The sequence below is a fragment of the Chryseobacterium sp. P1-3 genome (genome assembly GCF_000738495.1).
Lineage (GTDB): Bacteria > Bacteroidota > Bacteroidia > Flavobacteriales > Weeksellaceae > Chryseobacterium > Chryseobacterium gallinarum.
Genome location: NZ_JPEQ01000004.1, coordinates 596464 through 620141, shown reverse-complemented (window position 1 = coordinate 620141; position 23678 = coordinate 596464). Strand labels below are relative to the sequence as shown.

Below are 23678 nucleotides of genomic sequence, written 5' to 3'. Positions count from 1 at the left end.
TAAAGTGAAAAGTTTTTAAGTCTGATATTTCGACGTGTACTACTTTTAACCTGGCTCTTTTTACTTTTTTATAGGATTAACATTGCGTCACCGTAAGAATAGAATTTATATTTTTCTTTTACGGCTTCTTCATAAGCATGCATGACGAAGTCTCTTCCGGCAAATGCAGCAATCATCATGATCAGAGTTGACTTCGGTGTGTGGAAGTTCGTGATCATTGAATTCGCAACTCCGAATTCGTGAGGAGGATAAATGAACTTGTTAGTCCATCCGTTGAAAGCTGATATTTTTTTATTTGAAGAAACTGAAGTTTCCAAGGCTCTCATGGTCGTAGTACCTACTGCACAGACTCTTCTGTGAGCATCCACCGCTTTATTGATGATTTCAGCGTTTTTCTCATCGATGATGATCTCTTCAGACTCCATTTTGTGCTTAGAAAGGTCTTCTACCTCGATCGGGTTAAAAGTTCCCAATCCCACGTGAAGGGTAACTTCTGCAAAATTGATTCCTTTGATTTCCAATCTTTTCATCAAATGCTTAGAGAAATGCAACCCCGCTGTAGGGGCAGCTACCGCTCCTTCTACTTTGGCATAAATGGTTTGGTATCTTTCTGCATCTTCAGGCTCTACTGCTCTTTTGATATATTTTGGAAGTGGGGTTTCTCCTAATTCTTTAAGTTTTGCTCTGAATTCTTCGTAAGAACCATCGAATAAGAATCTTAATGTTCTCCCTCTTGAAGTAGTGTTATCAATTACTTCAGCTACCAAAGATTCATCTTCAGTGAAGAATAATTTGTTACCAATTCTGATTTTTCTTGCAGGATCTACCAATACATCCCATACTCTGGTTTCTTTATCAAGCTCCCTTAAAAGGAAAACTTCAATTTTAGCACCTGTCTTTTCTTTATTTCCATATAGACGTGCAGGGAAAACTTTCGTATTATTGAAGATAAACAAATCATCCTCATCAAAATAGTCCACTACATCCTTGAATAATTTATGCTCAATAGTCTGTGTTTTTCTATCAAGTACCATTAATCTGGCTTCGTCTCTGTGTTCTGATGGGTGTTCTGCCAATAATTCTGCAGGAAGATCAAAATTAAAATCTGATGTTTTCATTTTTTAAATTACGGTTTAAAAATTATTGAAATTACATGGTGTAATTTTCGGAGTGCAAATATACGATATTCATACCCCCTTTGTCAAGTATTATTTACAATGAAACATAAAACCGTATTTTTACGGGGCTCCGGGGTAAGAAAAAAGGCTTATTTTAGCTTTCTGCAAACCAGATCATCAATCGTTATTAAAGCAACACATCAAAAAATATAATTATGAGCAAGTATTCAATAGAAGCATTTATCAATGAGACAAAAGAGAATCCACAGCAGAGAGATTATTTTGAACTGGAAACCAAGCATCTTTTAGAAATTAACCTGAACAACCAGGCCGTATGGACCAAAAGAGGAAGTATGGTAAGTTATGTAGGTAATATCAATTTTGAAAGACAGGGCATGCTGGCAGGCGGTATAGGGAATCTTTTGAAAAAAGCAATCAGCGGAGAAGGTGCCAAACTGATGAAGGCCGAGGGAACAGGAAAACTGTATGTGGCAGATTCAGGGAAGAAAGTACGTATTCTTTATCTGAATAATGAGTCTGTATGTGTAAACGGGAATGATGTTCTGGCTCATGAACAGAGTGTGAAAAGCGACATTACTATGCTGAAAAGTATTGCAGGAATGATGTCAGGAGGACTCTTCCAGGTAAAGCTTTCAGGAACCGGACATATTGCAATTACCACTCACGGGGATCCCCTGACATTGCTTGTAACTCCTGACACCCCTGTATTTACAGATCCCAATGCTACGGTGGCATGGTCCGGAAACCTCAGCCCTGAACTTAAAACCAATGTATCTTTTAAAAGCCTTATCGGAAGAGGAAGCGGAGAAGAGTTCCAGATGAAATTCTCAGGAAACGGATGGGTACTCATCCAACCTTATGAAGAAGTTTATTTTACAGAAAAATAAGGCAACTTCACTATGGGCAATTTTGTATTTTCGTAATAACTAAATAACAACCAATGAATAACTTTATAAAGTTACTTTTTGTACTCGTTATATTCCCTAATACAATGATTGCCCAATCTTCGGGAAAAAAATTATGAGTATACCATAGACCTTCTTCATATGACCGATGATAAAGTTACAGTTTCTCTTACTCCACCTAAAAACAATCTTAAACAAGGTAAGTTTATCATCCCTAAGCTGATTCCCGGATTTTACCAGGCGATGAATTTCGGACAATACATTTCCCAGTTTGTCGCCACGGATAAAAAATGGCAAGAAAGTACAGACAGAACGCCTGGATACAAACAGCTGGATGGTGCATGATCTGAAAAACGTCAACAAAATATCTTACCAGGTGGCGGACGGCTGGGACTCTCTGGAAAAAGATACGCACGAAGCCAGATCTGCCGGCAGTATGTTTATAAAAGATAGTGTCTTCGTCATCAATTATAATTCTCTGATAGGCTATTTTGAAGAAATAAAGGAAAACCCCTACCATCTCAACATCATCAAAAATAAGGATCTCTACGCCTCTTCTGCATTGGATTATCAAAAGATAAATGAAATTACAGACAGAGTCTGGGCCAAGGATTATCGGCAATTGGTAGACTCTCCTGTTCTCTATTGTATCCCTGATACCACCTGGCTCAAAGTAGGCAATACCGAAGTACTGGTGTCTTTCTATAATAAAAAGGAAAGGCATTATTCAAAAAAGATAGCTGATGAAATCCAGAATATCTTAAAAAAATCAGCAGGCTTATCTGGGGGGAAAATTGCCGGTAGACAAATATGCATTTCTGATCTACTATGAAGCTTCCCGGGAAGAGGGTTATTTGGGAGACGGGCTGGAACATTCCAAATCCACCGTCTGCCTGTACCGTTCCGGAAGCATGAATTTCCTTTCCGATGCCCTGCGCAGGGTTGCATCACATGAATTTTTCCATATCATTACTCCTCTCAACATCCATTCGGGAGAAATCCAACATTATGATTTTCTGAACCCTACCCTGTCCAGACATTTGTGGCTCTATGAAGGAATGACTGAATATGCCACGGTTCATATGCCCATAAAACAAAAAAATGATCAGCCTGGATGATTTTGAAAGAAGTATTGAAGAAAAAGATCCGTAATATGAAAGAATTTGATAACACATTATCTTTTACAGAGCTCAGTAAAAATGCAATGGAAAAACAGGATCAATATATGAATTTTTACCAGAAAGGAGCATTACTGGGTTTGTGCCTGGATATCAGATTACGGGAACTTTCCGGGGGAAAAACAGGTACCCAGGACCTGATGCTGAAACTGATGCAAAAATATGGCGAAGGCAAGTATTTTAACGATGATGAACTTTTTGACGAAATTACAAAAATGACCTTCCCTGAAATCCGGGCGTTTTTCAAAGACTTCATAGAAGGTTCTCAGCCTGTTCCTCTAAAGGAATATCTGGCCAAAGTGGGTTTTACCTATGACGAAAACCAGGAAAAAATAAGTCTGTCACCGAATCCCAACCCGAAACAGCTGGCTCTGAGAAGAGCATGGATTAATCAGTAATCAAGGGGCATGCCTATTTGGCAATACGATACGGTAATCATCAGCAACCGGAAAGTGGGATCACTCATTTACTCTCCTTACATTGAACTCTCAGCGCCCATTACATCACAGTTTGCAAAAGTTTTAATATATTTAGAAAAAAAATTAGATGGACAATAATACTTCCCGTAGAAATTTTATTAAAACTGCTGCCCTGGCAGGTTTTGGTGCTCTGGTTTTACCCAATTCATTATTCGCATATTCAAATGATTTTAAAACTGATAAAAAAAGTCCGGGTAGGATTTATCGGTGTCGGACTTCGTGGACAGGAACACGTAAAGTTGCTTGCCAAACGCAGTGATGTGGAAATCGTAGCTTTTGCAGATCCGGATAAAAGAATGCTGGCTGCTTCACAAAAGATATTAAAAGACAACAGTAAGCCGGCTGCCCAGGAATTTTCTAACGGTGAATATGATTATCGAAATCTTTTAAAACTCAAAACAATAGATGCTGTGGTCATTGCTACTCCATGGGAATGGCATCTTCCTCAGGGTGTGGAAGCCATGCGCGCCAGAAAGATTGTGGGAATGGAAGTTTCGGGAGCTATAAAACTGCAGGACTGCTGGGAGTTTGTCAAAGTATACGAGGAAACCAAAGTTCCTATTTTCATGATGGAAAATGTCTGCTACCGCAGGGATATTATGGCAATCCTGAACATGGTGCGCAAAGGAATGTTTGGAGAACTAGTCCATGGAAGAGGCGGTTATCAGCATGACCTGAGAGGAGTACTTTTCAATGACGGAATCACCCCTTATAACTCAGGAGCAGAGTTTGGTGATAAAGGTTTCAGTGAAGCCAAATGGAGAACGGAGCATTATGTAAAACGAAATGGAGAATTATATCCTACTCATGGGCTGGGACCGGTTGCTATGATGATGGATATCAACCGTGGGAACCGTCTCACGAGACTGTCTTCTTTCTCTTCAAAATCTGTAGGGCTTCATAAATATATCGTAGAACATCCTAAAGGAGGAGAAAATCATCCGAATGCGAAAGTGAAATTTAATCAGGGAGATATTGTAACCACTCAGATTGCGTGTGCCAACGGGGAAACCATTCTTTTAACACATGATACCAGCTTGCAGAGACCTTATGATTTAGGATTCAGAGTACAGGGAACTGAAGGATTATGGCAGGATTTCGGCTGGGGAGATTTCAACCAGGGACATATCTATTTTGAAAAAACAATGAACCATACCCATCGCTGGGAGAATACTGAAAAATGGATGAAAGAATATGATCATCCGATGTGGAAAAAATTTGAAAATACTGCAGCAGGAGCAGGACACGGAGGAATGGATTTCTTTGTGATGAATACTTTTATTGAATGCATCAAACGAAATATAGAATTCCCTATGGATGTGTATGACCTTGCTTTATGGTATTCCATCACCCCGCTGAGTGAAGAATCTATTGCTAAAGGCGGACAGGTTGTAGATATCCCTGATTTTACCAATGGAAAATGGAAAACCCGTAAACCTGTATTTGGAATGACCGATGAGTTCTAAGAAAACATTACTCATATTGGCAGGCGGATTAGGAAGCCGGTATAAAGGATTAAAACAAATAGATGGAATACTTGACAACGGATCCCCGATCCTGGAGTATTCTATCTTTGATGCATTGGAAGCAGGCTTTGGTAAAGTAGTCATTATTGTCAATTCATTAATTCCCCAGAGCTATATTGAGCGGCTGAACGGTATAGCCAAAGAAAAAGAATTTGAATTGCAATGGATTTATCAGGAAATGAATAGTATCCCGATACAAGGCTTTGATTACCTGGAACGTGAAAAACCATGGGGAACCGCTCATGCCGTTCTTTGTGCCAAGTATGCAATACAGGAGCCTTTTGTCATGATCAATGCCGATGATTTTTATGGTAAAGAAGCTTATCAGCTGGCAGCACATGAAATTGACCACCAACATATTTCAGAATCGCAGTTTGGAATGATTGCTTATCCTGTAAATACAACCCTGAGCGGACATGGAGCTGTAGCAAGAGGAATATGTACATTAGATTCTGACAACTTTCTGATCAAGGTTGAGGAACAAACTTCCATCCAGAAAATCAACGATTCGATCATTTATTCTGAAAATGGAAAGAACATCAGATTAGATCCCGGGACCTTAGTATCTATGAATTTTTTTATTTTTCACCCCAATATTTTCTGTGCCCTGGAAGCCTATTTTTATGATTTCATAGAGTCTCTTCCAATGCCTGAACAGGAATTTTATATTCCTTCTGCCGTACAGAGAATGATAGACGAAAACAAAATAAAAGTATTGGTAAAAGCTTCCCCCTCCCAATGGATGGGTGTTACGTATGCTGATGATAAAAAAGTGATTAAAAATTTCCTTATTACAGAAATTCAAAAGAACAGATATCCGGAAGACTTATGGAAATAAAAGATATTGTCGCTGAATTTATCGGTACAGAGAATTACAGTCTTTCTCCTATTACAGATGGACTGATCAATACAACTTACCTTTTGGAAGATAAGGACCGGAGAAGAAAATTTATCCTGCAAAAAATTAATCATAATGTTTTTAAACAGCCGGAAGTTGTGATCAACAATCATTTAATAATTAATGAACTTCTCAGGTCAAATAATTATCAATTTCAGATTATAGAACCAATTCCCTCTCTTTCCCATAAATTTCTGGTAAAAGATGCCAATGATCAGTCATGGCGCATGCTGAATTTTGTAGAAAACAGCATTACCTTTCTTACCGCTCCCTCTTTACAGACTGCTTTTGAGGCGGCTAAAACCTTCAGTTACTTCCTTACCACTGTAAATACTGAAAAGCTGCCTGCTATAGAAGCTCCCCTTCCTGATTTTCTCAATTTTGAAAAAAGAATTGCGGATTATAAAAGCTCACTGGAAAGTGCGGCTCCTCATTTAAAACAAAGTGCAAAGGCTGAAATAGAGATTACCAATCAGCTTCTTTCCTTACCTGATCAATGGATAGAAATGGAGAAAAGCAATCAGATTCCCAAAAGAATCATTCATGCAGATGTAAAAATCAGCAATATCCTCTTCGATCAGAACCATAATCCGTTAGCTGTCATTGATCTGGATACGATGATGATTTCTACGCTTTTATATGATTTTGGAACGATGATCCAGTCCTATACCAATACTACCCATGAAGATGACGGAAGCGCCAAAAACAATTTTAATCCTGAAATGTATGAGGCTGTAAAAGAAGGATTCCTATTTTATCTGAAAGAAAAATTAACCCCGGAAGAATCTGCCCATCTTGATTATGCTGCTCAGGTGGCCATTTATATCCAGGAAGTTCGTTTTTTAACTGATTACCTGAATGGAAGCACCTACTATTCTATCACCCATCCGGACCATAATCTGGACAGAACAAAAAATCAATTGGAGCTATTAAAAGGATTAAGGGAGTATTTGGGTACTTAATAAAACTACAAAAGATTTTTGAAGCACCCAGTTTTTGAAGTTAAAAGCATTGCGTTGAAAGGGCACAGAAGTTTAAAAATCGAAGATTTTTTGTAATCAGCTATACCCGGATAATCAGCGATAAAAAATTATCCGTAAACATCTGTGTTAATCTGAGTCATCTGTGGTTAAAATTTAATCATAAAAAAGCTTTGACACTAATCTGGAGAGTTTTATTTTAGAAAACCAAGAATCTTTTTCCATTCCTCTAATTTCTTTTCAAATGGAATGGTATAAGCCGGACTGGTTGACGGCAGTAAAAAAACAGGTAAATCATTATCCTTTCCCAACAATTTGACCAGGTTTTTATAAGACTTTCCGCCGTTACAAAAAATCGCTTTGATATTCGGATGTGCTTTCAGCAGGCCGGCAATCTGATTGGCCTCTTCATTTTTAATTTCAGAATCCAGGCTTCCTTTTCTTTCGCAGGAATCTATGACATCCCAGAGGGCAATATGATGCTTTCTTAATGTTTCAATTCTTTGGGCATAGTCTTCCGTAAATTCTTCGTTTACCAATGTCAATATAATCCTCCAGAATGTGTTCTGGGGATGTGCATAATATTGCTGTTTTTCCAGTGATTTGCCTCCCGGCATGGAACCCAGGATCAGAATTTGAGATTGAGAGTCGATAATGGGAGGAAATGAAAAAATACGGTTTTGCATATTCAAATATATGTATTTTGGCTAAGGCCAATGGAATTTCTACCATAAAAAAGCGGGCTAAAGCCCGCTCTATTGATGTTTTTTATAATGTTTCTTTCAGCCAATCGAAGAATTCTCTCTGCCATACCAACCCGTTCTGCGGATGAAGTACCCAGTGGTTTTCGTTCGGGAAATAGACCAGTTTAGATTTCAATCCTCTTAATTTGGCAGCCTGGAATGCCTCCTGCCCTTGTTCATAAGGAACACGGAAATCAATTCCTCCCTGAACAATCATAATCGGTTTGTTCCATTTTTCTACAAAATTGCTCGGATTGAACTCTGTATAGGCTTTTGGTTGAGGCTTTTCCCACGGAGAACCGATATCCCAGTTTGCAAACCAAAGTTCTTCAGTGGTCAGATACCATGATTTCATATCAAACAATCCATCGTGTGCGATAAACGTTTTTGAATCTGTTTTCGTGGATCCCTGCTAACATAAACACACTGTACCCACCATAGCTTGCTCCTACAGCTGCTACCCTGTCTCCGTCTACGTAAGGAAGGGTCTTGGCGTAATCTGTAGCGGCAAGATAATCTCTCATCGGCTGTCCTCCCCAATCTCTGGAAATATCTTCATTCCATTTTGTCCCCCAGCCTGGCATTCCTCTTCTGTTAGGTGCTACTACGATATATCCGTTTGCCGTCATTAAAGCAAAATTCCATCTGGTACTGAAATACTGTGTCAATGCAGATTGCGGGCCTCCCTGGCAGTAAACTAAAGTCGGGTACTTTTTATTCGGATCAAAGTTAGGTGGATAATGGAACCATACTCCCATTTCTTTACCGTCCGAAGTTTTTACCATTTTAAGTTCAGATTTTCCCTGCGCCAGCTTGGCATAGGTATCTTTATTCACTTCGGTAACCTGTTTCATTTCCCCATTTTTAAGATTCACAGAAAATAATTCCGTAGCATGGTTTACATCTGTTCTTCCTACTAAGAGTGAGGTTTTATTATCGGTGAAAATTTCGTTAACATCGAAATCCCCTTTTGTAATCTGTTGTACTTTTGCTGATTTTGAATCCAGGGAGAAAAGCTGCTTTGTTCCTCTGTAGGCTGCCGTAAAATAAATTGTTTTTGAATCGGCTCCCCAAAGAACATCCCCGGAAACACTATCATCCCAGCCGGCTGTAAGGTTAGTGGTCTTTCCGCTCTTCCAATCCATGATTTTTATATCATTTTTATCCGCTTCATAACCATCTCTGGCCATACTTTGCCAAACCAAAGACTTTCCATCCGGGCTGAATTTAGGGTTTACATCGTAACCTTTATTTGATTCTGTAAGGTTTTTTGTAGTTCCTGAAGCCATGTCGTAAGCAAAAATATCCGTGTTGGTACTTATTGCATACTCTTTTCCGCTTTTAGGTTTTGTAACATATAAAAGCTGTGAAGAATCCGGGCTCCAGATAAAATCTTCCGTTCCACCAAAAGGTCTCTGAGGAGAATCCCAAGTTTTACCTTCGAGAAGATCTTTTGCAGCCTCTACTTTATCTGCTGTATTCACAACAAATATATGGTTGTATTTTCCTTCATTAAAGTAATCCCAGTGTCTGTGATTCAGATCAGTATAGACCTGGGCTGTAGTTTTTGGAGTGTCTGCATATTTATCTTTCCCCATTAGTTTTTCTACCAGCACCTGTTTGCTGAAAGCAATTCTTTTTCCATCCGGAGAAATCACGATATTATCAGCTTCCCCGATGGTATAAAAATCGTTCCAGGTTTTTCCTGTATCTCTGGAAAGATAAATTTTATCTCCTTCCTGAGCATAAATCCCATTTTTATCCCATTGGATGAGAGATTTTTTACCAAAATCAATTTTCGTGGATTGATGATTAAGAACATTCAGGAAATAGTTCTCGTTTTTTGTTTTTTCTGTTTTCAGATCCACCTGTCCTACTTTATAGATAAGAGAAGCCTGATCCGGTGAAACTGCCTGTACTCCTACTTTTTTCAAAGTCCAAAGAATTTCAGGCGTCATTACTTGTTGTGCATTCATTAAAAGCGGAGCTGCCAGAGCCAGCAGACTGTACTTAAGTTTCATATGTTACTATTCATTTTTAGCGGAATTATAAATCATTCCGGATTCATAATTCCTTTATTAAATTCAAAGATTGCCAAAGTTAGTGTTTAAAATAAAAATTACCGAAAGAATTAACATTAAAGTTGAAAGAAAGGTGAAGAAATCGGATAAAGAAGGTGAAGTTAATTCATAAACGTACAAGCTTTCTTATTGTACTCTCCGAATCCGGGTTTCCTCTAAAAATTATCAACAAAAAAAGCCCGCTGGTATATTACCAACGGGCTTCTGTAAGTGTATGTGAGTTAATTAATCTCCGTCTGAAAACATTGAATTGGCCAAAGAAGTTACAATTGACAAAAGTATACTAAAAATAAGTGCCCACCAGAAACCATTTACCACCATGCTATCTATAAAATAATCTGCAATCAGGATAATGGCTGCATTAATCACCAGGCAAAAGGCCCAAACTGTAATAATAGTAAGCGGAAGGCCAAACAGACTTAAAATCGGTTTTACAAAGATATTCAGGATTCCCAGTACAATCGCAAAAATAATAGCTGAAGAAAAGCTTTCAAATTGGACTCCCGGTAAAATTTTAGTTAAAAGGTACGCAACTATTGCCGTAATAAACAATCGGATAAGTAAGTTCATTTTTTTAATTTTTTAATAGTGATGGGGTATATGGAGCAAAAGCCATTCCATTTTCAAGAAATTATTTTTAACTAATTTATCTGTTCAGTTAATATTTACAGCTCTTTCATTATTTTATTTTCATCATCGTCACCAAAGAAGTAGCACAATGACTTTCCGACCCGGATTTTTCATCCAAAACATAAATTTCTGTTCTGACCACACTAATTTTTGCTCCTCCTTTAACCACATAAGATTTTGAAACCAGTGCATCTCCCATCGCGGGACGAAGATAATTAACCTTTAATTCTACCGTCACTACATAACAATCTTCTTCATAGTGACTTACTGCGGCATATCCTGAGGAAACATCCACCAGGGAGGCAATCATAGCTCCATTAAACATTCCGGCTTTTCTGGTCATCAATTCCATTTTAGGAATTTTCATGGAAATGAAATCGGTTTCCACTTCCAGTAATTCTGCCCTGTAAAATTTTAATGTTTCGGACCGATGGAAGCTGTCTGTAATGAGTTTCTTTTTTTCTGGGGTCATTTTTCTTCAATTTGAAGGTAAAGGTAAAGATTGATTTAACAAGGAAAAAATGAAAGATTAAGAAAGTCAGTTAATGCAGGAAAGTTTCCTGGTATTGGGTTCGGATGACGATACAGCAGATTTTATAAAAACCTTTGATTTTTAAAACTTATGTGTACTTTTTCAGCGTTATCATTTTAACTCTAAAAACTTAAGTGTTTAAAACTTTTGTGACTTTTGTGGTTTTAATTTTAACCACAGATGTCCCAGATTAACAAAGATGTTTATGCTTTTATTAACCACAAAAAACGTAAATGTTTAAGCTTTAAAATTGTCTGATTAAACTAAGAAAGTGATATCAGGAAATCATCACTCAGAACCAGAACTCCTTCTGTCAATGTGTCGGGATGTGCATTAAAGCCTTTCAGTTTTGAAGTTTTTCCTTTTAAAATGAGATCCATCAACTGTTTATCAGAAAGTTTCTTTCCAAAGATTTCAAAATTGATTTTAAAACCACAATTCTTAAAATCGGAGCATCCGACAGCTGTTTTTCCTTTGAGTAGATTGTGTGTTTTACATTTCGGACATTGAGTTTCTTCCCAGGGTTGAAGTTCTTTTTTCTGGGCAGGTTCTCTTTTTTTCTTTTCCTTTACCTGTTCTTTCTCTTCTTCCTGTAATGTAATAACTTTTCCTTTTCCATACACCACTTTTTCAGTAAGTTCTGTTACCATCTGAATAAGTTCTTCTTTAAAAAGATTGGCCTCATATTCGCCTTTTTCAATCTTACGAAGTTTTAATTCCCATTCACCGGTCAGTTCCGGGCTTTTTAAAAGCTCGTCTTCGATGGTATCGATCAGCTGGATTCCGGTTTGGGTGGCAAACAGGTTTTTTCTTTTCTTTTCGATGTATTTTCTTTTGAAAAGGGTTTCAATAATATTGGCACGGGTGGATGGTCTTCCGATCCCATTGTTTTTCAGTAATTCGCGCAGTTCTTCATCTTCTACCTGCTTTCCCGCCGTTTCCATAGCCCTCAGTAAGGTTGCTTCAGTGTAAGGTTTCGGAGGTGATGTTTTTCCCTGGTGGATCATAGGGTCGTGTGGACCGGTTTCTCCCACTACAAATTCAGGAATGGTTTGTTCTTCTTCTTTTTCCTTTTCCTTATCTGCAGACTCTTCTTTGGGTTCCTTTGCATAAACAGCTCTCCATCCCGGCTCCAGGACCTGCCTTCCGCTGGTTTTAAAAGGAATAGTCCCTACCTTTCCTTCTACCAGGGTATTTGAGATTTTACATTCCGGATAGAAAACAGCAATGAAACGTTTGGCAATCAGATCATAAATCAGTTTTTCTTCTCTGCTCAGGTTTTGAGACGGCGGAACTTCTGTAGGGATGATGGCATGGTGATCGGTTACTTTTGTATCGTCAAAAACAGCTTTAGACTTTGGAATAGGAGCTTCCAGCAATGGAGCAATCAGATCCTGGTAAGGGTACATTTTTTGTAGAATTCCTTCTATTTTCGGATATAAGCTCTCGGATAGATAGGTGGTGTCTACACGTGGATAGGTTACATGTTTCTTTTCGTAGAGACTCTGAATATAATTAAGTGTATTCTCCGCCGAATATCCGTATTTTTTGTTAGCTTCCACCTGGAGCCCGGTTAGGTCAAAAAGTCGCGGATTTTTTTCTTTTCCTTCTTTAATTTCAAAAGAAACGATTTCAAAAGGATTTACTTTAAGATATTCCAGTCCTTTTTCTGCACGTTCCAGGGTCTTTAACCGATCAATAGCGGCATTAAAAATAACATCCCGGTATTTGGTTTTCAGTTCCCAGTATTCTTCTACGGTAAAGGCATCTATTTCTTTCTGACGCTGAACCAGCATGGCTAAAGTGGGAGTCTGCACTCTCCCGATGGAAAGCACCGCCTTATTCCCCCCGAATTTTTTGGTGAAAAGCCTGGTTGCGTTAATTCCCAGCAGCCAGTCTCCTATGGCTCTGGCATTTCCGGCCAGATAAAGATTTTTATAATCTTCAGCAGGCTTCAGATTGGCAAAACCTTCTTTGATAGCTTCTTCCGTCAGGGAAGAAATCCATAAACGCTGTATTGGTTTGTTACACTTTGCCTTTTGCAATACCCAACGCTGAATCAATTCTCCCTCTTGCCCGGCATCCCCACAATTGATAACCTCGTCACAGTTTTCAACTAATTTTTCAATCACCTTAAACTGGTTTTCAACGCCTTTATTGGGAATCAGCTTTATTCCGAAACTGCTAGGAATAATCGGCAGTGAAAACAAATTCCATGATTTGAACTGTGGTCCGTAATCATGAGGCTCTTTGAGGGTACAAAGATGTCCGAAGGTCCATGTCACACAATAGCCGTTTCCTTCCATATAGCCTTGTTTAGGTGTAGTAGCACCTAATACTTTGGCAATATCTCTGGCAACACTTGGTTTTTCGGCAATACATAATTTCATGAACTCAGGTTTATTGAAGGAGTGCAAAAATCGGGATTTTTTTTGACTTAAGCTAATTTAGTTAAGAGTTCACTTTCCTAAAGCCGATAGCTGAAGATTACAAAAAATTCCCCTGATTATCCTATCAAATAATACTCCCTTTATGGTAGCAAACAATTAAGCCTCATTTTTAGATTTATTCAAAATCTGGCTCTAAAAAAACAAGCCCTACCACATTAAATAATTCTTAAAAATTTAAATTAATTTTATCTTTTTCACAATGCTCATTTATTTAAAAATGAATCATTACCACACTACAATTTTTAATTTACTATTTGAAACATATAATACTTTAAATAAAAATAAAATTTAAAACATTCAAAATCAACACAAAACAATATTAACGGTAATTTAATATACAAAAAGCCTACTTTTTTAGTGGACTAATAAAAATTAAATTATATATTTGCAAACATATTCCGGAAAAAAATAAAATGGCATTAGAATTTAAAAATAATTCAAAACATAAACACAGCATCAAAAATATAATGATGTGTATCTGTATGCCTATACATCGGGAATATTGTGGATGACCTTACTTTTATATGACATATTTTAAAAGGCTCTGCAATAACGCAGGGTCTTTTTTATTGAACTGAACAACATTAAAAAAATAAAAATGAGCAATTCTAAAAACAAATGGCTGGTTCCATTGGCATTTACGAACATCTATGTAATATGGGGAATTACGTTTTTAGCTATTTCATTTGGCTTGAAGGGTTTTCCACCATTCATTCTTTCAGGATTGAGATTTCTGGTCGCTGGAATCTTGATGATTGGATATCTCCTGTCGAAAGGGGAAAAAGCAAATTCTTTGATCAACTGGAAAAAGAATGCTATTACCGGAATTCTGATTCTTACAGGCGGAACCGGGCTTGTGGCCTGGGGGGAGCAGTATGTGACAGCGTCAGAAGCTGCCATTTCTATTGCTACCGGGCCGTTCTGGTTTATTGCAATTGATAAAAAGAATTGGAAATATTATTTTTCAGATAAATTTATCCCGATCGGGTTGGTCATTGGATTTGTAGGATTGGTATTATTTCTAAAGGGAAGTGTGAACTCTAATGCAGCTCATATTGTAGCGAACGGCCAACTCCGTATTACGGCATTTGTTGTGTTGGGATTAAGCTCCGTAGCATGGGTATTGGGTTCTTTGTATTCGAAAAAAAATCCGGCTTCACAGTCTACTTTTATGAACATCGCTCAACAGCTTATCATAGCGGGTTTAGCTTCCTTTTTGATTGCTTTTTTAAGAAAAGAATGGGTTGGTTTTACAGTTTCAGCAATTCCGTTACCGGCATGGCTGGGAGTTCTATTTTTGATATTCTTTGGATCTATAATCGCTTATTTGTCGTACATTTGGCTCTTGTCCGTAAAACCCGCTGCGCTGGTAAGCACCCATACCTATATTAATCCTATTGTCACGGTGATTGCAGGCTGGATTGTAGCCCATCAAAGCATCAATGGAAGCCAGCTATATGGTTTATCAATTATATTGCTGGGAGTACTTCTGACGAATGTTACCAAGTACTTCAAGCTTTCAAAACGGTCAAAAGTTAAACTAAGAAGATTAAGAAGATTTTTTAATAAGCCAGGCAAACGATATCAGCCTGTTTAATATAGCATAAACAACAAAATGATAGAAATCAGGAACATTTCAAAAACATTTTATCAGAAAAAGCAATCCTTCAAAGCGCTGGATCAGGTAAGCCTCAATATAGAAAAGGGTGATATTGTAGGAATCATCGGCTTTTCCGGTGCCGGAAAAAGTACGCTAATCCGTACGGTAAATCTACTGGAAAGACCTGATGAAGGTCAGATTATCATTAATGGAAAAGACTTTACCCAATTAAGTTCAAAACAACTGGCGGAAGAACGCAAAAAAATAGGAATGATCTTCCAGCATTTCAACCTGCTTTCCTCAAGGACTGTTTTTGATAATGTAGCCCTTCCTTTGGAGCTTGACCGTCTCAGCAAGGAACAGATTCATAAAAAAGTATACGAACTGCTGAAAATTGTAGGTCTTGAAGATAAAGCCAACGATTATCCCAAAAGCCTTTCCGGAGGTCAGAAGCAGAGAGTAGCCATCGCCAGGGCATTAGCCAATGACCCTCACCTGCTTCTTTGTGACGAAGCTACCAGTGCCCTTGACCCGGTAACTACACAATCTATCCTGCAATTGTTGAGAGATATCAATCAAAGGCTGGGCATTACCATTCTTCTGATTACTCACGAAATGGAGGTCATCAAAACAGTATGCAACCATGTTGCTGTGATAGACCACGGAAAATTATTAGCTAAAGGAACTTTAAGTGAGATCATTTCCAACAGGGAAAATCCTGTGATCCGCCAATTTATAAATTCAGACATTATGATCCTGCCCCAAGAGCTTACCCGCAGAATACAAAAGGAACCCCAAGACGGACTGTTTCCTCTTGTTGAATTAGAGCTTAACGCAAACATCAGTGTTGAAGAAATCCTGTCAACATTACATCATCAATATAAAATTCCTTGTAAACTTCTGAAAGCCGAGGTAGAATATTTCGGGAATTCGAACTTTGGAAAGCTGTTGCTACAGCTCCAGGGGAAGACTGAGGAAAACCAGCAGGCTATTTATTATTTCAATCAAAATAAAATTCAAAATACAGTAAAAGGATATGCTTAGTGATACGGTAATTGCCCTTTTGGCAAAAGGGACATGGGAAACGGTTTATATGACATTTGTTTCCGGTTTTTTTGGATTTGTTTTAGGCCTTCCGGTTGGGATCCTGCTGTTTTTAACAAGAAAAGGACAACTTCTGGAAAATGTGTTGTACCACAGGATTTTATCTGTTATCGTGAATATTTTCCGTGCCATTCCTTTTATCATTCTGATCGTTTGGATGATTCCTTTCACAAGAATTCTGGCTGGAACATCCATCGGGGTCAACGCGGCATTGGTTCCTCTCAGTATAGGTGCAGCCCCGTTTATTGCAAGGCTGGTAGAAAACAGCTTAATTGAAGTTCCACATGGTTTAATCGAAACAGCAAGGGCAATGGGAGCTTCCCCTTTCCAGATTATCAGGAAAGTACTTCTTCCCGAAGCTCTTCCCTCATTAATCAACAATGCAACGATTACGTTAATTACCCTGGTTGGATATTCTGCTATGGGAGGAGCTGTAGGTGCCGGTGGATTAGGCCAGGTTGGTTATCAGTATGGCTATATTGGCTATGATATTGTGATTATGAATACGGTATTGATATTACTTGTTCTTTTGGTTTTTATCATACAATTTGCCGGAGATAAATTTTCAAAGCGGTTTGATCACAGATAGCATTTATGAGGGTTTGAGAAAACATTAAAATAAAAAGAATGAAAAAAATAAAAATCTTAGGAATATTAGCTGCAGGAGTATTGTTATTCAGTGCCTGCTCCGGAAGAAAAGATGATCCCAACTTTATCAGGGTAGGCATCACTTATGGACCTGAACAGGAAATTGCAGAAGTAGCCAAAAAAGTGGCTAAAGAAAAATACAATCTTGAAGTGGAACTTATTCCTTTCAATGACTATGTGGTTCCTAATGAAGCCCTGACCAATGGGGATATTGATGCCAATGCCTTTCAGCACATTCCTTATTTAACCGAGCAGTCAAAACAGCGGGGGTACAACCTTGCACCTGTAGGAAATACCTTTGTATACCCAATTGTGGCCTATTCAAAAAAGATTAAAAATATTGGAGAGCTAAAAGAAGGAAACACAATCGTAATTCCCAATGACCCCACTAATGGAGGACGTTCTTTACTTTTATTGCAAAAAAGCGGATTGTTGAAACTAAAAGATGGTGTCGGTTTACTACCTAAAGTTACTGATATTATTGAAAATCCGAAACAACTAAGAATCATGGAGATTGAAGGTGCACAGATCCCAAGAGTTCTGGATGACAGGGATGTTATAGTAGGAATTATCAATAACAATTTTGCAGCCCAGGCCGGTCTGGATTCTGAAAAACAAGGAATTCTCATTGAAGATAAAGATTCACCATATGTGAATGTGATCGTTGCAAGGCAAGACAACAAAAACAGCCAGAAAGTAAAGAATTTCGTCAAGGCCTATGAATCTGATGCCGTAGAAAAGAAAGCAAAAGAAATTTTCAAAGGAGGTGCGGTGAAAGGTTGGTAGTAGCGAAGTCCCTGCTACCTGTTCACTTTCTTTGCACTTACAACTTTAATATAAAAGCTGCTTCCGGATTGGAAGTAGTTTTTTTATTGGTATTTTTTATTATCTCAAATTGAGAAAATAAAAAATTTTCTTTATTTTTGTTTTCAATCAAAATAAAAAGGCATTATGTTAAAGAAAACCGCCATCGTAAGTATATTCACCTTTATTTCTGTTTCTTATATGGCTCAGAGCACTACCCTACCCGTTTATTTAGATGAATCAAAGCCTGTAGAACAGCGTGTCCAGGATGCTCTTTCCCGAATGACACTGGAGGAGAAAATAGCCATGCTTCATGCGCAGTCTAAATTTAGCTCCCCCGGCGTACCAAGATTAGGGATTCCGGAATTCTGGACTACAGACGGTCCTCATGGGGTACGACCTGAAGTCATGTGGGATGAATGGGATCAGGCCGGATGGACCAATGACTCTATTATCGCCTATCCTGCCCTGACCGCCTTATCTGCCACATGGAATAAAAAAAATGTCATGGAATTATGGAAAAGCCTTAGGCGAGGAAGCCCGCTACAGAAAAAAAGATATCCTTCTGGGACCAGGGGTTAATATTTACAGAACCCCCTTGAACGGGAGGAATTTTGAATATATGGGGGAAGATCCTTATCTCACTTCAAAGATGGTTGTTCCCTATATCAAAGGAGTGCAATCTAACGGGGTAGCAACTTCTGTAAAACATTTTGCCCTTAACAATCAGGAAATGTTCCGTCACACCAGCAATGTCAATGTGGATGACAGAACACTGTATGAAATTTATCTTCCGCCGTTTAAAGCAGCTGTTACTGAGGGAGATTCCTGGACAATTATGGGGGCTTATGATATGTACAAAGGTCAATATGCAAGCCAGAATCAGTATCTTTTAAATGACATTTTAAAAAAGGAATGGAACTATAAAGGCGTTGTGGTATCCGACTGGGGTGCTGTAAACAATACAGAACAAGCCATTCACAATGGCCTTGACCTTGAGTTCGGATCATGGACCAACGGACTTTCTGCGGGAACTAAAAATGCCTACGACAACTATTATCTCGCAAAACCGTATCTTGACCTGATCAAAGCAGGAAAAGTAGGAACCAAGGAACTTGATGACAAAGTAACAAGACTGCTCCACCTTGCCTATAAAACCACAATGAATCGAAACAAGCCTTTCGGAAACATTGCTTCTGAAGAGCATAGAGCTGTTGCCAGAGAAATTGGCGAAGAAGGTATTGTTTTATTAAAAAACCAGGGAAATGTTCTTCCGATCGATATCAATAAAGCAAAAACAATAGCAGTTATCGGAGAAAATGCCATTAAAATAATGACTGTAGGTGGAGGTTCGTCTTCATTAAAGGTTAAATATGAAACTCTACCTTTAGATGGAATCAGATCAAGGTTTGGTAAGCAGGTACAGGTACAGTATGCGAGAGGCTATGTAGGGGATACGGGAGGTGAATATAATGGTGTGAAATCCGGGCAGGATTTGAAAGATACCCGCTCTGAGGCTGAATTGCTCAATGAAGCTGTAGAATTGGCAAAAAAATCGGATTATGTCATCTTCGTGGGAGGTCTTAATAAGGCAGATTTCCAGGACAGTGAAGGAAATGACAGGAAAAGTTACGGATTACCTTACAATCAGGATCAGCTTATTTCAGCACTGGCCAAAGTGAATAAAAATCTGGCTGTAGTTTTAGTATCAGGAAATGCAGTAGCTATGCCCTGGATCAGGGAAGTTCCCACAGTTGTTCAGGCCTGGTATTTAGGTTCTGAAGCAGGCAATTCTATCGCTTCCGTTTTAGCAGGTGATACCAACCCGTCAGGAAAACTTCCTTTCACATTCCCTGTAAAACTTGAAGACAATTCAGCCCATCAACTTGGAGAATATCCCGGACAAAAGGATGAGTTGGCAGCAGGAAAAGGGAAAGATCAGAAAAACCCAATCAATATTACTTATAATGAAGGTATTTTTGTAGGCTACCGTTGGCATGACACTAAAAATATAAAGCCATTGTTCAGTTTCGGACATGGATTGAGCTATACCACATTTGAATTTGGAAAAGCAAAAGCAGATAAAACAACCATTTCCCGGAATGATACCATTACCTTTACAGTGAACGTAAAAAATACCGGCAAAAAGGCAGGCGCTGAAGTTGTCCAGCTTTATATCAGTGATTTAAAATCTTCTGTTCCCCGCCCTGTAAAAGAACTGAAAGGTTTTGAAAAAGTATATTTGAACCCCGGAGAGCAGAAGGAGGTTACTTTCACAATTGATAAAACAGCTCTAAGCTTTTTTGATGCCGGCAAACATGATTGGATAGCTGAGCCTGGTGATTTTGAAGCTCATATTGGTAATTCTTCAGATGCAATTAAAACAAAAGTGAAATTTACATTACAATAATTTTTCATAATTGAAAATTCAAAAAACAGATTCCTGAATGAGAATCTGTTTTTTTATTTATTAGCCTGACATTTAAACATCTGCGAAATCTTTTTAATTGCGTGGGGTTAAAGCTCAAAACAAAAGCAGATTCCAAACAGAACCTGCTTTATATTTTACAAAATTCTGTTTATTTTCCACCTCCGGAATTCTTTTCCACATCTGTTTTGGTATTCTCTTTCACTTTCTGGTTCCCGAAACGCTTTACAAAAGTAAGGGCAACCCCATACCAATCCCATTTTGAATATTCTCTAAAAGTTCCATCCGGGCTGTACGTTGTGGTATCACCATAAGGCCTTTTAAAGATATTCATCAGCTGCATACTGAGCTCCATTTGTGTTTTAGGGAATATTTTAGTAACTGAAATATTATGAAAAACATTGGTATTATTGGCATATGAATTCCCATTGTTCTGATTCGCAATCTCCATCCATGCACTTATGTTAATGTTCTTATTGAAAAGATTGGTATAAGATACATTTGCGGATCCACCCCAGTAACTGATATAGTTTTTAGCTCCCAGCTGATTCTTTTCATTGAAGTCTTTATTATCGATATAATACCATCCAAATCCCACATTCACGTTCAGCTTATTTTTCAGGAAATTCTGATTGGTATTGGCAAAAAGGTAATATTTCTGAACTTTCCCATCAAAATTCCCCGGAAGAGAAACCGTTCTTCCATTCTCTGTTACATAGGTTGTCCAGTAATCCTGATTCGTGTACATATACCTTGCAGAAATAAAATATTTTTTCAAAATTCCAAATTTCAGATAAAGTCTGTCATTCGGATTGGGATTAAGGTATAAGTTTCCTCTGGAATACGTTCCGTTGATATCAGGAACAAGGAACGGATTGAATTCCGAATACCATGGTCGCCAGATACTGCGGTTATAAGTAAGACTCACATCATATTTATCCGAAAAAGTATATTTCAGCAAGAGATTAGGAAGAAAAGTTCCGTATGAATCCCTCCTCTCAGTGCCTGCCACATCCTGCCTTACTTTAAAATCAATATACTCATACCGGAGGCCGATTCTCGTTTCCAGTTTTTCGAAAAATGTTTTACTATAATTGGCATACAGAGAACTGATATTATCCTCATAATGGAACCTGTCGTTTCTCGCAAGATTATAATATTCTGAATTCTGGTCATTCATACTTAACCCATAAAGGTTATTAAGGATAGCGTGGTTATTAAAATCAGTTTTCCCTCCTACCTCAAGAGTTCCTCCCGATTTCCCCAATGGCTGGGTATAATCTATCTTCAGATAGTAGTTCCGCATTTCATTATTGCTGATTACCCCCAACTCCTGAACATTTGACAATCCTGTTTTATTAATCAGATTATCACCATTATTCCCCGAGTAATTTGTTCCGACATTGATATCCAAGATTTTATTCTTTTCTTTATCATAATATTTATAGAAAAGATTGGTCCCTAAATTCCGGCCAAAGCCCCATGTATTCTGAGTCTGATTAAAAGCATCTTTCAGGGTACCATTCATCGATTCTGACCCCTCCGACTCTCCAAATGACAAGCTTCGGTTTTGATAATATTCCAGAACAAGTCCGATATTATTTTTATCATTGATTTCAAATTCAGAAGTTGAGGAAAGGGACGGACTTTCGTTTCGGGATACTGTTTCAAGACTTAATCGGGATACCCTGTCATTTTCATACCGGCTATTAAGAATCTCATTCTTATTGACATATGCACCGTCATTATAGCTTCCTATAAAAGTCTGGGTAAAACGCTTTTTGTGATAATTCAGGTTAAAATTCGTGTATTGTGAATTTTTGGTACTTTGCCTGTTGTTGAGGGATATACTCCCTTTCAATCCTTCATCATCCCTTTTTTTAAGAACAATATTAATTACTGATCCTGAAGTTTCATAGCGCGACGACGGGCTCGTAATTACTTCGATTTTCAACAGGTTATCTGCCGGAATTGTCTTCAGGTATTCTTTTAATTCTTTACCGGTAAAGACTGATTTTCTATCATTAATATATACTGTAACGTTCTGTCCTTCCGCTTTTTACAGCATCATTATTATCAATGCTTATCAAAGGGGTCATCCTAAGAACATCCCATGTTGTATTCCCTGCGAGAATAGCACTGTTTGCAACATTAAAAACCGTTCTGTCTACTTTAGATTCTACGGTAGGCTTCCTTGCAACAAGGGTAACAGCTTCAATTTCCTTCTGCTTTGTTGCAGTATCTTTCTTCTCCTGAGTTTGGGCCAAAGTCAAAAAGCCGGTTAATAATGCTATGGGAAATAATATTAGTCTCATGAAATTATAGTTTATTCTATAAGACCACTATCATAAGGAATTTGTTACACCAAAATGTGAAAAAAAAATAAAATAAATACTTAATTCCCAACAAGATACAAACATACAACGCAAACATAAATCCAAAACAATGCAAATTTTTCAATAAAGCAATGTAATATGAATTACTTTCATAATAAAAATTCTTAAAAAAAACATTTATTATGAAATTAAAATTTATCTAAAATTTAAAATACTTATTACAAAATATACGAATATTTTACTGCCAGTATATAAACACTTATCAATAGATTACCAAAAGTCTTCAAAATATGCTTAAAAAGCTCCGTAATGCACAATAAACTTCAAAGACAAATCAATTGTTATACTTAGGCTTTTGCTCAACTCCTTAGATAACTTCAATAATAAGTTCCTTCTCATAACCATTGTATTTTTCATCAATATAGCCATGGGGATTACAAATCACCTCCGTTGTTCCAATACTATACCTGCATGGCGTATGAATATGTCCATGAATCCAGTATAATGGCTGATATTTTATCACCAAATCTTCAAGGCAGGATGCATACGCTGCCGTTAGCGGATCCTCCTTATATTGATCCGGAACAGATTGAATACTTGGAGCATGATGGGTAATCACTATATTTTTAAATTCTTTTGAATTTTCAAGACTTTCTTCCAGCCATAATTTTGAAAGCTGATGAATTTTAAAAGTATCCAGGGTTCTCATTTTAGAATAAGATGGATCCCTCCTGATCATTTTATAATCATTCATTTTCGATTGACATAACATACCATATTGAACCGGATTTCCAAAAATGGAAAAATCTGTCCACAATGTAGCTCCATGAAACCGTACTTTATCAATATCTACAAAGGAATTTTCAAGCACAAAAATAGATGAACCCTGGGCAGCATCTTTAATTTTATTAAGTGTTTTTGGGTATGAGCCTTTATAGTATTCATGATTACCCAAAATATATACTACCGGTTTATTAGAGATTTTAGATTTAATCCAATCTATCCCTTTTGTCCCAAGATTTATATCTCCAGCCAATACTACAACATCTGAGTTACCGAAATATAATTCAGTATTTCCAAATTCCTGATGAAGATCACTGATGATTTGAATTTTCATGACACAAAAGTAGAAAAGGAAAGCGAAATAGTGGAAAGTAATAAGAAAAGTATACAAAGAATTCATCCTACTTATTGGCTCCTTCCGCTTTTTTTGCGAT

Annotated in this window: 19 protein-coding genes and 3 pseudogenes; 13 read left to right on the top strand and 9 right to left on the bottom strand. The window is 37.7% G+C overall.

Annotation, left to right across the window (positions count from 1 at the left end; genetic code table 11):
* Positions 1–68 precede the first annotated feature (68 nt).
* On the bottom strand, positions 69–1118 hold the full coding sequence (queA, locus tag HX13_RS05605; RefSeq protein WP_050020256.1) for a tRNA preQ1(34) S-adenosylmethionine ribosyltransferase-isomerase QueA: 1050 nt from the start codon (positions 1116–1118) through the stop codon (positions 69–71).
* 215 nt (positions 1119–1333) lie between these two features.
* On the opposite strand from queA, the gene HX13_RS05600 reads away from it, so the two are divergent.
* The 8 genes and pseudogenes from HX13_RS05600 to HX13_RS05565 all read left to right on the top strand — a co-directional run bounded on the left by HX13_RS05600 (position 1334) and on the right by HX13_RS05565 (position 7087).
* Positions 1334–2026, top strand: coding sequence for an AIM24 family protein (locus HX13_RS05600; RefSeq protein WP_050020255.1), 693 nt, complete (start codon positions 1334–1336; stop codon positions 2024–2026).
* 108 nt (positions 2027–2134) lie between these two features.
* Positions 2135–2389, top strand: a complete 255-nt coding sequence (locus tag HX13_RS05595; RefSeq protein ID WP_050020254.1) for a hypothetical protein — start codon at positions 2135–2137, stop codon at positions 2387–2389.
* Positions 2379–2876: a hypothetical protein gene (locus HX13_RS05590; protein ID WP_050020252.1), complete on the top strand. Its 498-nt coding sequence runs from the start codon at positions 2379–2381 to the stop codon at positions 2874–2876. The genes HX13_RS05595 and HX13_RS05590 overlap by 11 nt, the downstream gene beginning before the upstream one ends.
* Complete coding sequence (locus HX13_RS05585) at positions 2839–3162, top strand: hypothetical protein (RefSeq protein WP_050020251.1); 324 nt, start codon at positions 2839–2841, stop codon at positions 3160–3162. The genes HX13_RS05590 and HX13_RS05585 overlap by 38 nt, the downstream gene beginning before the upstream one ends.
* Positions 3159–3620 carry a hypothetical protein gene (locus HX13_RS05580; protein ID WP_050020249.1) on the top strand — a complete coding sequence of 154 codons (462 nt, stop codon included), beginning with the start codon at positions 3159–3161 and terminating at the stop codon, positions 3618–3620. The genes HX13_RS05585 and HX13_RS05580 overlap by 4 nt, the downstream gene beginning before the upstream one ends.
* A gap of 148 nt (positions 3621–3768) precedes the next feature.
* Positions 3769–5167: pseudogene (locus tag HX13_RS05575) on the top strand (Gfo/Idh/MocA family protein).
* Positions 5157–6065 (top strand): sugar phosphate nucleotidyltransferase, encoded by a 909-nt coding sequence (locus tag HX13_RS05570; RefSeq protein ID WP_050020248.1) that lies wholly within the window; start codon positions 5157–5159, stop codon positions 6063–6065. Before HX13_RS05575 ends, HX13_RS05570 begins: the two are co-directional and overlap by 11 nt.
* The gene (locus tag HX13_RS05565; protein WP_050020246.1) at positions 6056–7087 is read left to right on the top strand and encodes a phosphotransferase enzyme family protein; all 1032 of its coding nucleotides are present in this window, start codon (positions 6056–6058) and stop codon (positions 7085–7087) included. The genes HX13_RS05570 and HX13_RS05565 overlap by 10 nt, the downstream gene beginning before the upstream one ends.
* 212 nt (positions 7088–7299) lie before the next feature.
* Here HX13_RS05565 and HX13_RS05560 read toward each other — a convergent pair whose 3' ends face one another.
* The 5 genes and pseudogenes from HX13_RS05560 to HX13_RS05540 form a co-directional block, all read right to left on the bottom strand.
* Positions 7300–7791, bottom strand: a complete 492-nt coding sequence (locus tag HX13_RS05560) for a DNA-deoxyinosine glycosylase (protein WP_050020245.1) — start codon at positions 7789–7791, stop codon at positions 7300–7302.
* A gap of 82 nt (positions 7792–7873) precedes the next feature.
* Positions 7874–9869 (bottom strand): annotated as a pseudogene (locus tag HX13_RS05555) (prolyl oligopeptidase family serine peptidase).
* A 285-nt stretch (positions 9870–10154) separates the two neighbouring features.
* Complete coding sequence (locus HX13_RS05550; protein ID WP_050020244.1) at positions 10155–10499, bottom strand: phage holin family protein; 345 nt, start codon at positions 10497–10499, stop codon at positions 10155–10157.
* Between the two features lie 109 nt (positions 10500–10608).
* Positions 10609–11031, bottom strand: coding sequence for a PaaI family thioesterase (locus HX13_RS05545; protein ID WP_050020243.1), 423 nt, complete (start codon positions 11029–11031; stop codon positions 10609–10611).
* Positions 11032–11354: 323 nt separating this feature from the next.
* The gene (locus HX13_RS05540) at positions 11355–13481 is read right to left on the bottom strand and encodes a type IA DNA topoisomerase (protein ID WP_050020242.1); all 2127 of its coding nucleotides are present in this window, start codon (positions 13479–13481) and stop codon (positions 11355–11357) included.
* Between the two features lie 658 nt (positions 13482–14139).
* Between HX13_RS05540 and HX13_RS05535 the strand changes: the two genes are divergently transcribed.
* The 5 genes and pseudogenes from HX13_RS05535 to HX13_RS05515 all read left to right on the top strand — a co-directional run bounded on the left by HX13_RS05535 (position 14140) and on the right by HX13_RS05515 (position 20107).
* The gene (locus tag HX13_RS05535; protein ID WP_050020241.1) at positions 14140–15138 is read left to right on the top strand and encodes an EamA family transporter; all 999 of its coding nucleotides are present in this window, start codon (positions 14140–14142) and stop codon (positions 15136–15138) included.
* Positions 15139–15156: 18 nt separating this feature from the next.
* On the top strand, positions 15157–16185 hold the full coding sequence (locus tag HX13_RS05530) for a methionine ABC transporter ATP-binding protein (RefSeq protein ID WP_050020240.1): 1029 nt from the start codon (positions 15157–15159) through the stop codon (positions 16183–16185).
* On the top strand, positions 16178–16834 hold the full coding sequence (metI, locus tag HX13_RS05525; RefSeq protein WP_050020239.1) for a methionine ABC transporter permease MetI: 657 nt from the start codon (positions 16178–16180) through the stop codon (positions 16832–16834). Before HX13_RS05530 ends, metI begins: the two co-directional genes overlap by 8 nt.
* Before the next feature lie 38 nt (positions 16835–16872).
* The gene (gene metQ / locus HX13_RS05520) at positions 16873–17679 is read left to right on the top strand and encodes a methionine ABC transporter substrate-binding lipoprotein MetQ (RefSeq protein WP_050020238.1); all 807 of its coding nucleotides are present in this window, start codon (positions 16873–16875) and stop codon (positions 17677–17679) included.
* A 165-nt stretch (positions 17680–17844) separates the two neighbouring features.
* Positions 17845–20107 (top strand): annotated as a pseudogene (locus HX13_RS05515) (glycoside hydrolase family 3 C-terminal domain-containing protein).
* Positions 20108–20276: 169 nt separating this feature from the next.
* On the opposite strand, the gene HX13_RS05510 reads toward HX13_RS05515, so the two are convergent.
* From HX13_RS05510 to HX13_RS05505, 3 genes are all read right to left on the bottom strand, one after another.
* Complete coding sequence (locus HX13_RS05510; protein ID WP_238555058.1) at positions 20277–22079, bottom strand: outer membrane beta-barrel family protein; 1803 nt, start codon at positions 22077–22079, stop codon at positions 20277–20279.
* 70 nt (positions 22080–22149) lie between these two features.
* Complete coding sequence (locus tag HX13_RS23500; protein WP_238555057.1) at positions 22150–22440, bottom strand: hypothetical protein; 291 nt, start codon at positions 22438–22440, stop codon at positions 22150–22152.
* Between the two features lie 388 nt (positions 22441–22828).
* A complete protein-coding gene (locus HX13_RS05505; protein WP_050020237.1) occupies positions 22829–23578 on the bottom strand; it encodes a metallophosphoesterase in 750 nt (249 codons plus the stop codon).
* Positions 23579–23678: the final 100 nt, after the last annotated feature.

What these genes read in the sequence shown, in the direction of transcription:
- queA (WP_050020256.1), bottom strand. Translation starts at nt 1,118, where the DNA reads ATGAAAACATCAGATTTTAATTTTGATCTTCCTGCAGAATTATTGGCA.
- HX13_RS05600 (WP_050020255.1), top strand. Translation starts at nt 1,334, where the DNA reads ATGAGCAAGTATTCAATAGAAGCATTTATCAATGAGACAAAAGAGAAT.
- HX13_RS05590 (WP_050020252.1), top strand. Translation starts at nt 2,379, where the DNA reads ATGGTGCATGATCTGAAAAACGTCAACAAAATATCTTACCAGGTGGCG.
- HX13_RS05580 (WP_050020249.1), top strand. Translation starts at nt 3,159, where the DNA reads ATGATTTTGAAAGAAGTATTGAAGAAAAAGATCCGTAATATGAAAGAA.
- HX13_RS05570 (WP_050020248.1), top strand. Translation starts at nt 5,157, where the DNA reads ATGAGTTCTAAGAAAACATTACTCATATTGGCAGGCGGATTAGGAAGC.
- HX13_RS05565 (WP_050020246.1), top strand. Translation starts at nt 6,056, where the DNA reads ATGGAAATAAAAGATATTGTCGCTGAATTTATCGGTACAGAGAATTAC.
- HX13_RS05560 (WP_050020245.1), bottom strand. Translation starts at nt 7,791, where the DNA reads ATGCAAAACCGTATTTTTTCATTTCCTCCCATTATCGACTCTCAATCT.
- HX13_RS05550 (WP_050020244.1), bottom strand. Translation starts at nt 10,499, where the DNA reads ATGAACTTACTTATCCGATTGTTTATTACGGCAATAGTTGCGTACCTT.
- HX13_RS05545 (WP_050020243.1), bottom strand. Translation starts at nt 11,031, where the DNA reads ATGACCCCAGAAAAAAAGAAACTCATTACAGACAGCTTCCATCGGTCC.
- HX13_RS05540 (WP_050020242.1), bottom strand. Translation starts at nt 13,481, where the DNA reads ATGAAATTATGTATTGCCGAAAAACCAAGTGTTGCCAGAGATATTGCC.
- HX13_RS05535 (WP_050020241.1), top strand. Translation starts at nt 14,140, where the DNA reads ATGAGCAATTCTAAAAACAAATGGCTGGTTCCATTGGCATTTACGAAC.
- HX13_RS05530 (WP_050020240.1), top strand. Translation starts at nt 15,157, where the DNA reads ATGATAGAAATCAGGAACATTTCAAAAACATTTTATCAGAAAAAGCAA.
- metI (WP_050020239.1), top strand. Translation starts at nt 16,178, where the DNA reads ATGCTTAGTGATACGGTAATTGCCCTTTTGGCAAAAGGGACATGGGAA.
- metQ (WP_050020238.1), top strand. Translation starts at nt 16,873, where the DNA reads ATGAAAAAAATAAAAATCTTAGGAATATTAGCTGCAGGAGTATTGTTA.
- HX13_RS23500 (WP_238555057.1), bottom strand. Translation starts at nt 22,440, where the DNA reads ATGAGACTAATATTATTTCCCATAGCATTATTAACCGGCTTTTTGACT.
- HX13_RS05505 (WP_050020237.1), bottom strand. Translation starts at nt 23,578, where the DNA reads ATGAAAATTCAAATCATCAGTGATCTTCATCAGGAATTTGGAAATACT.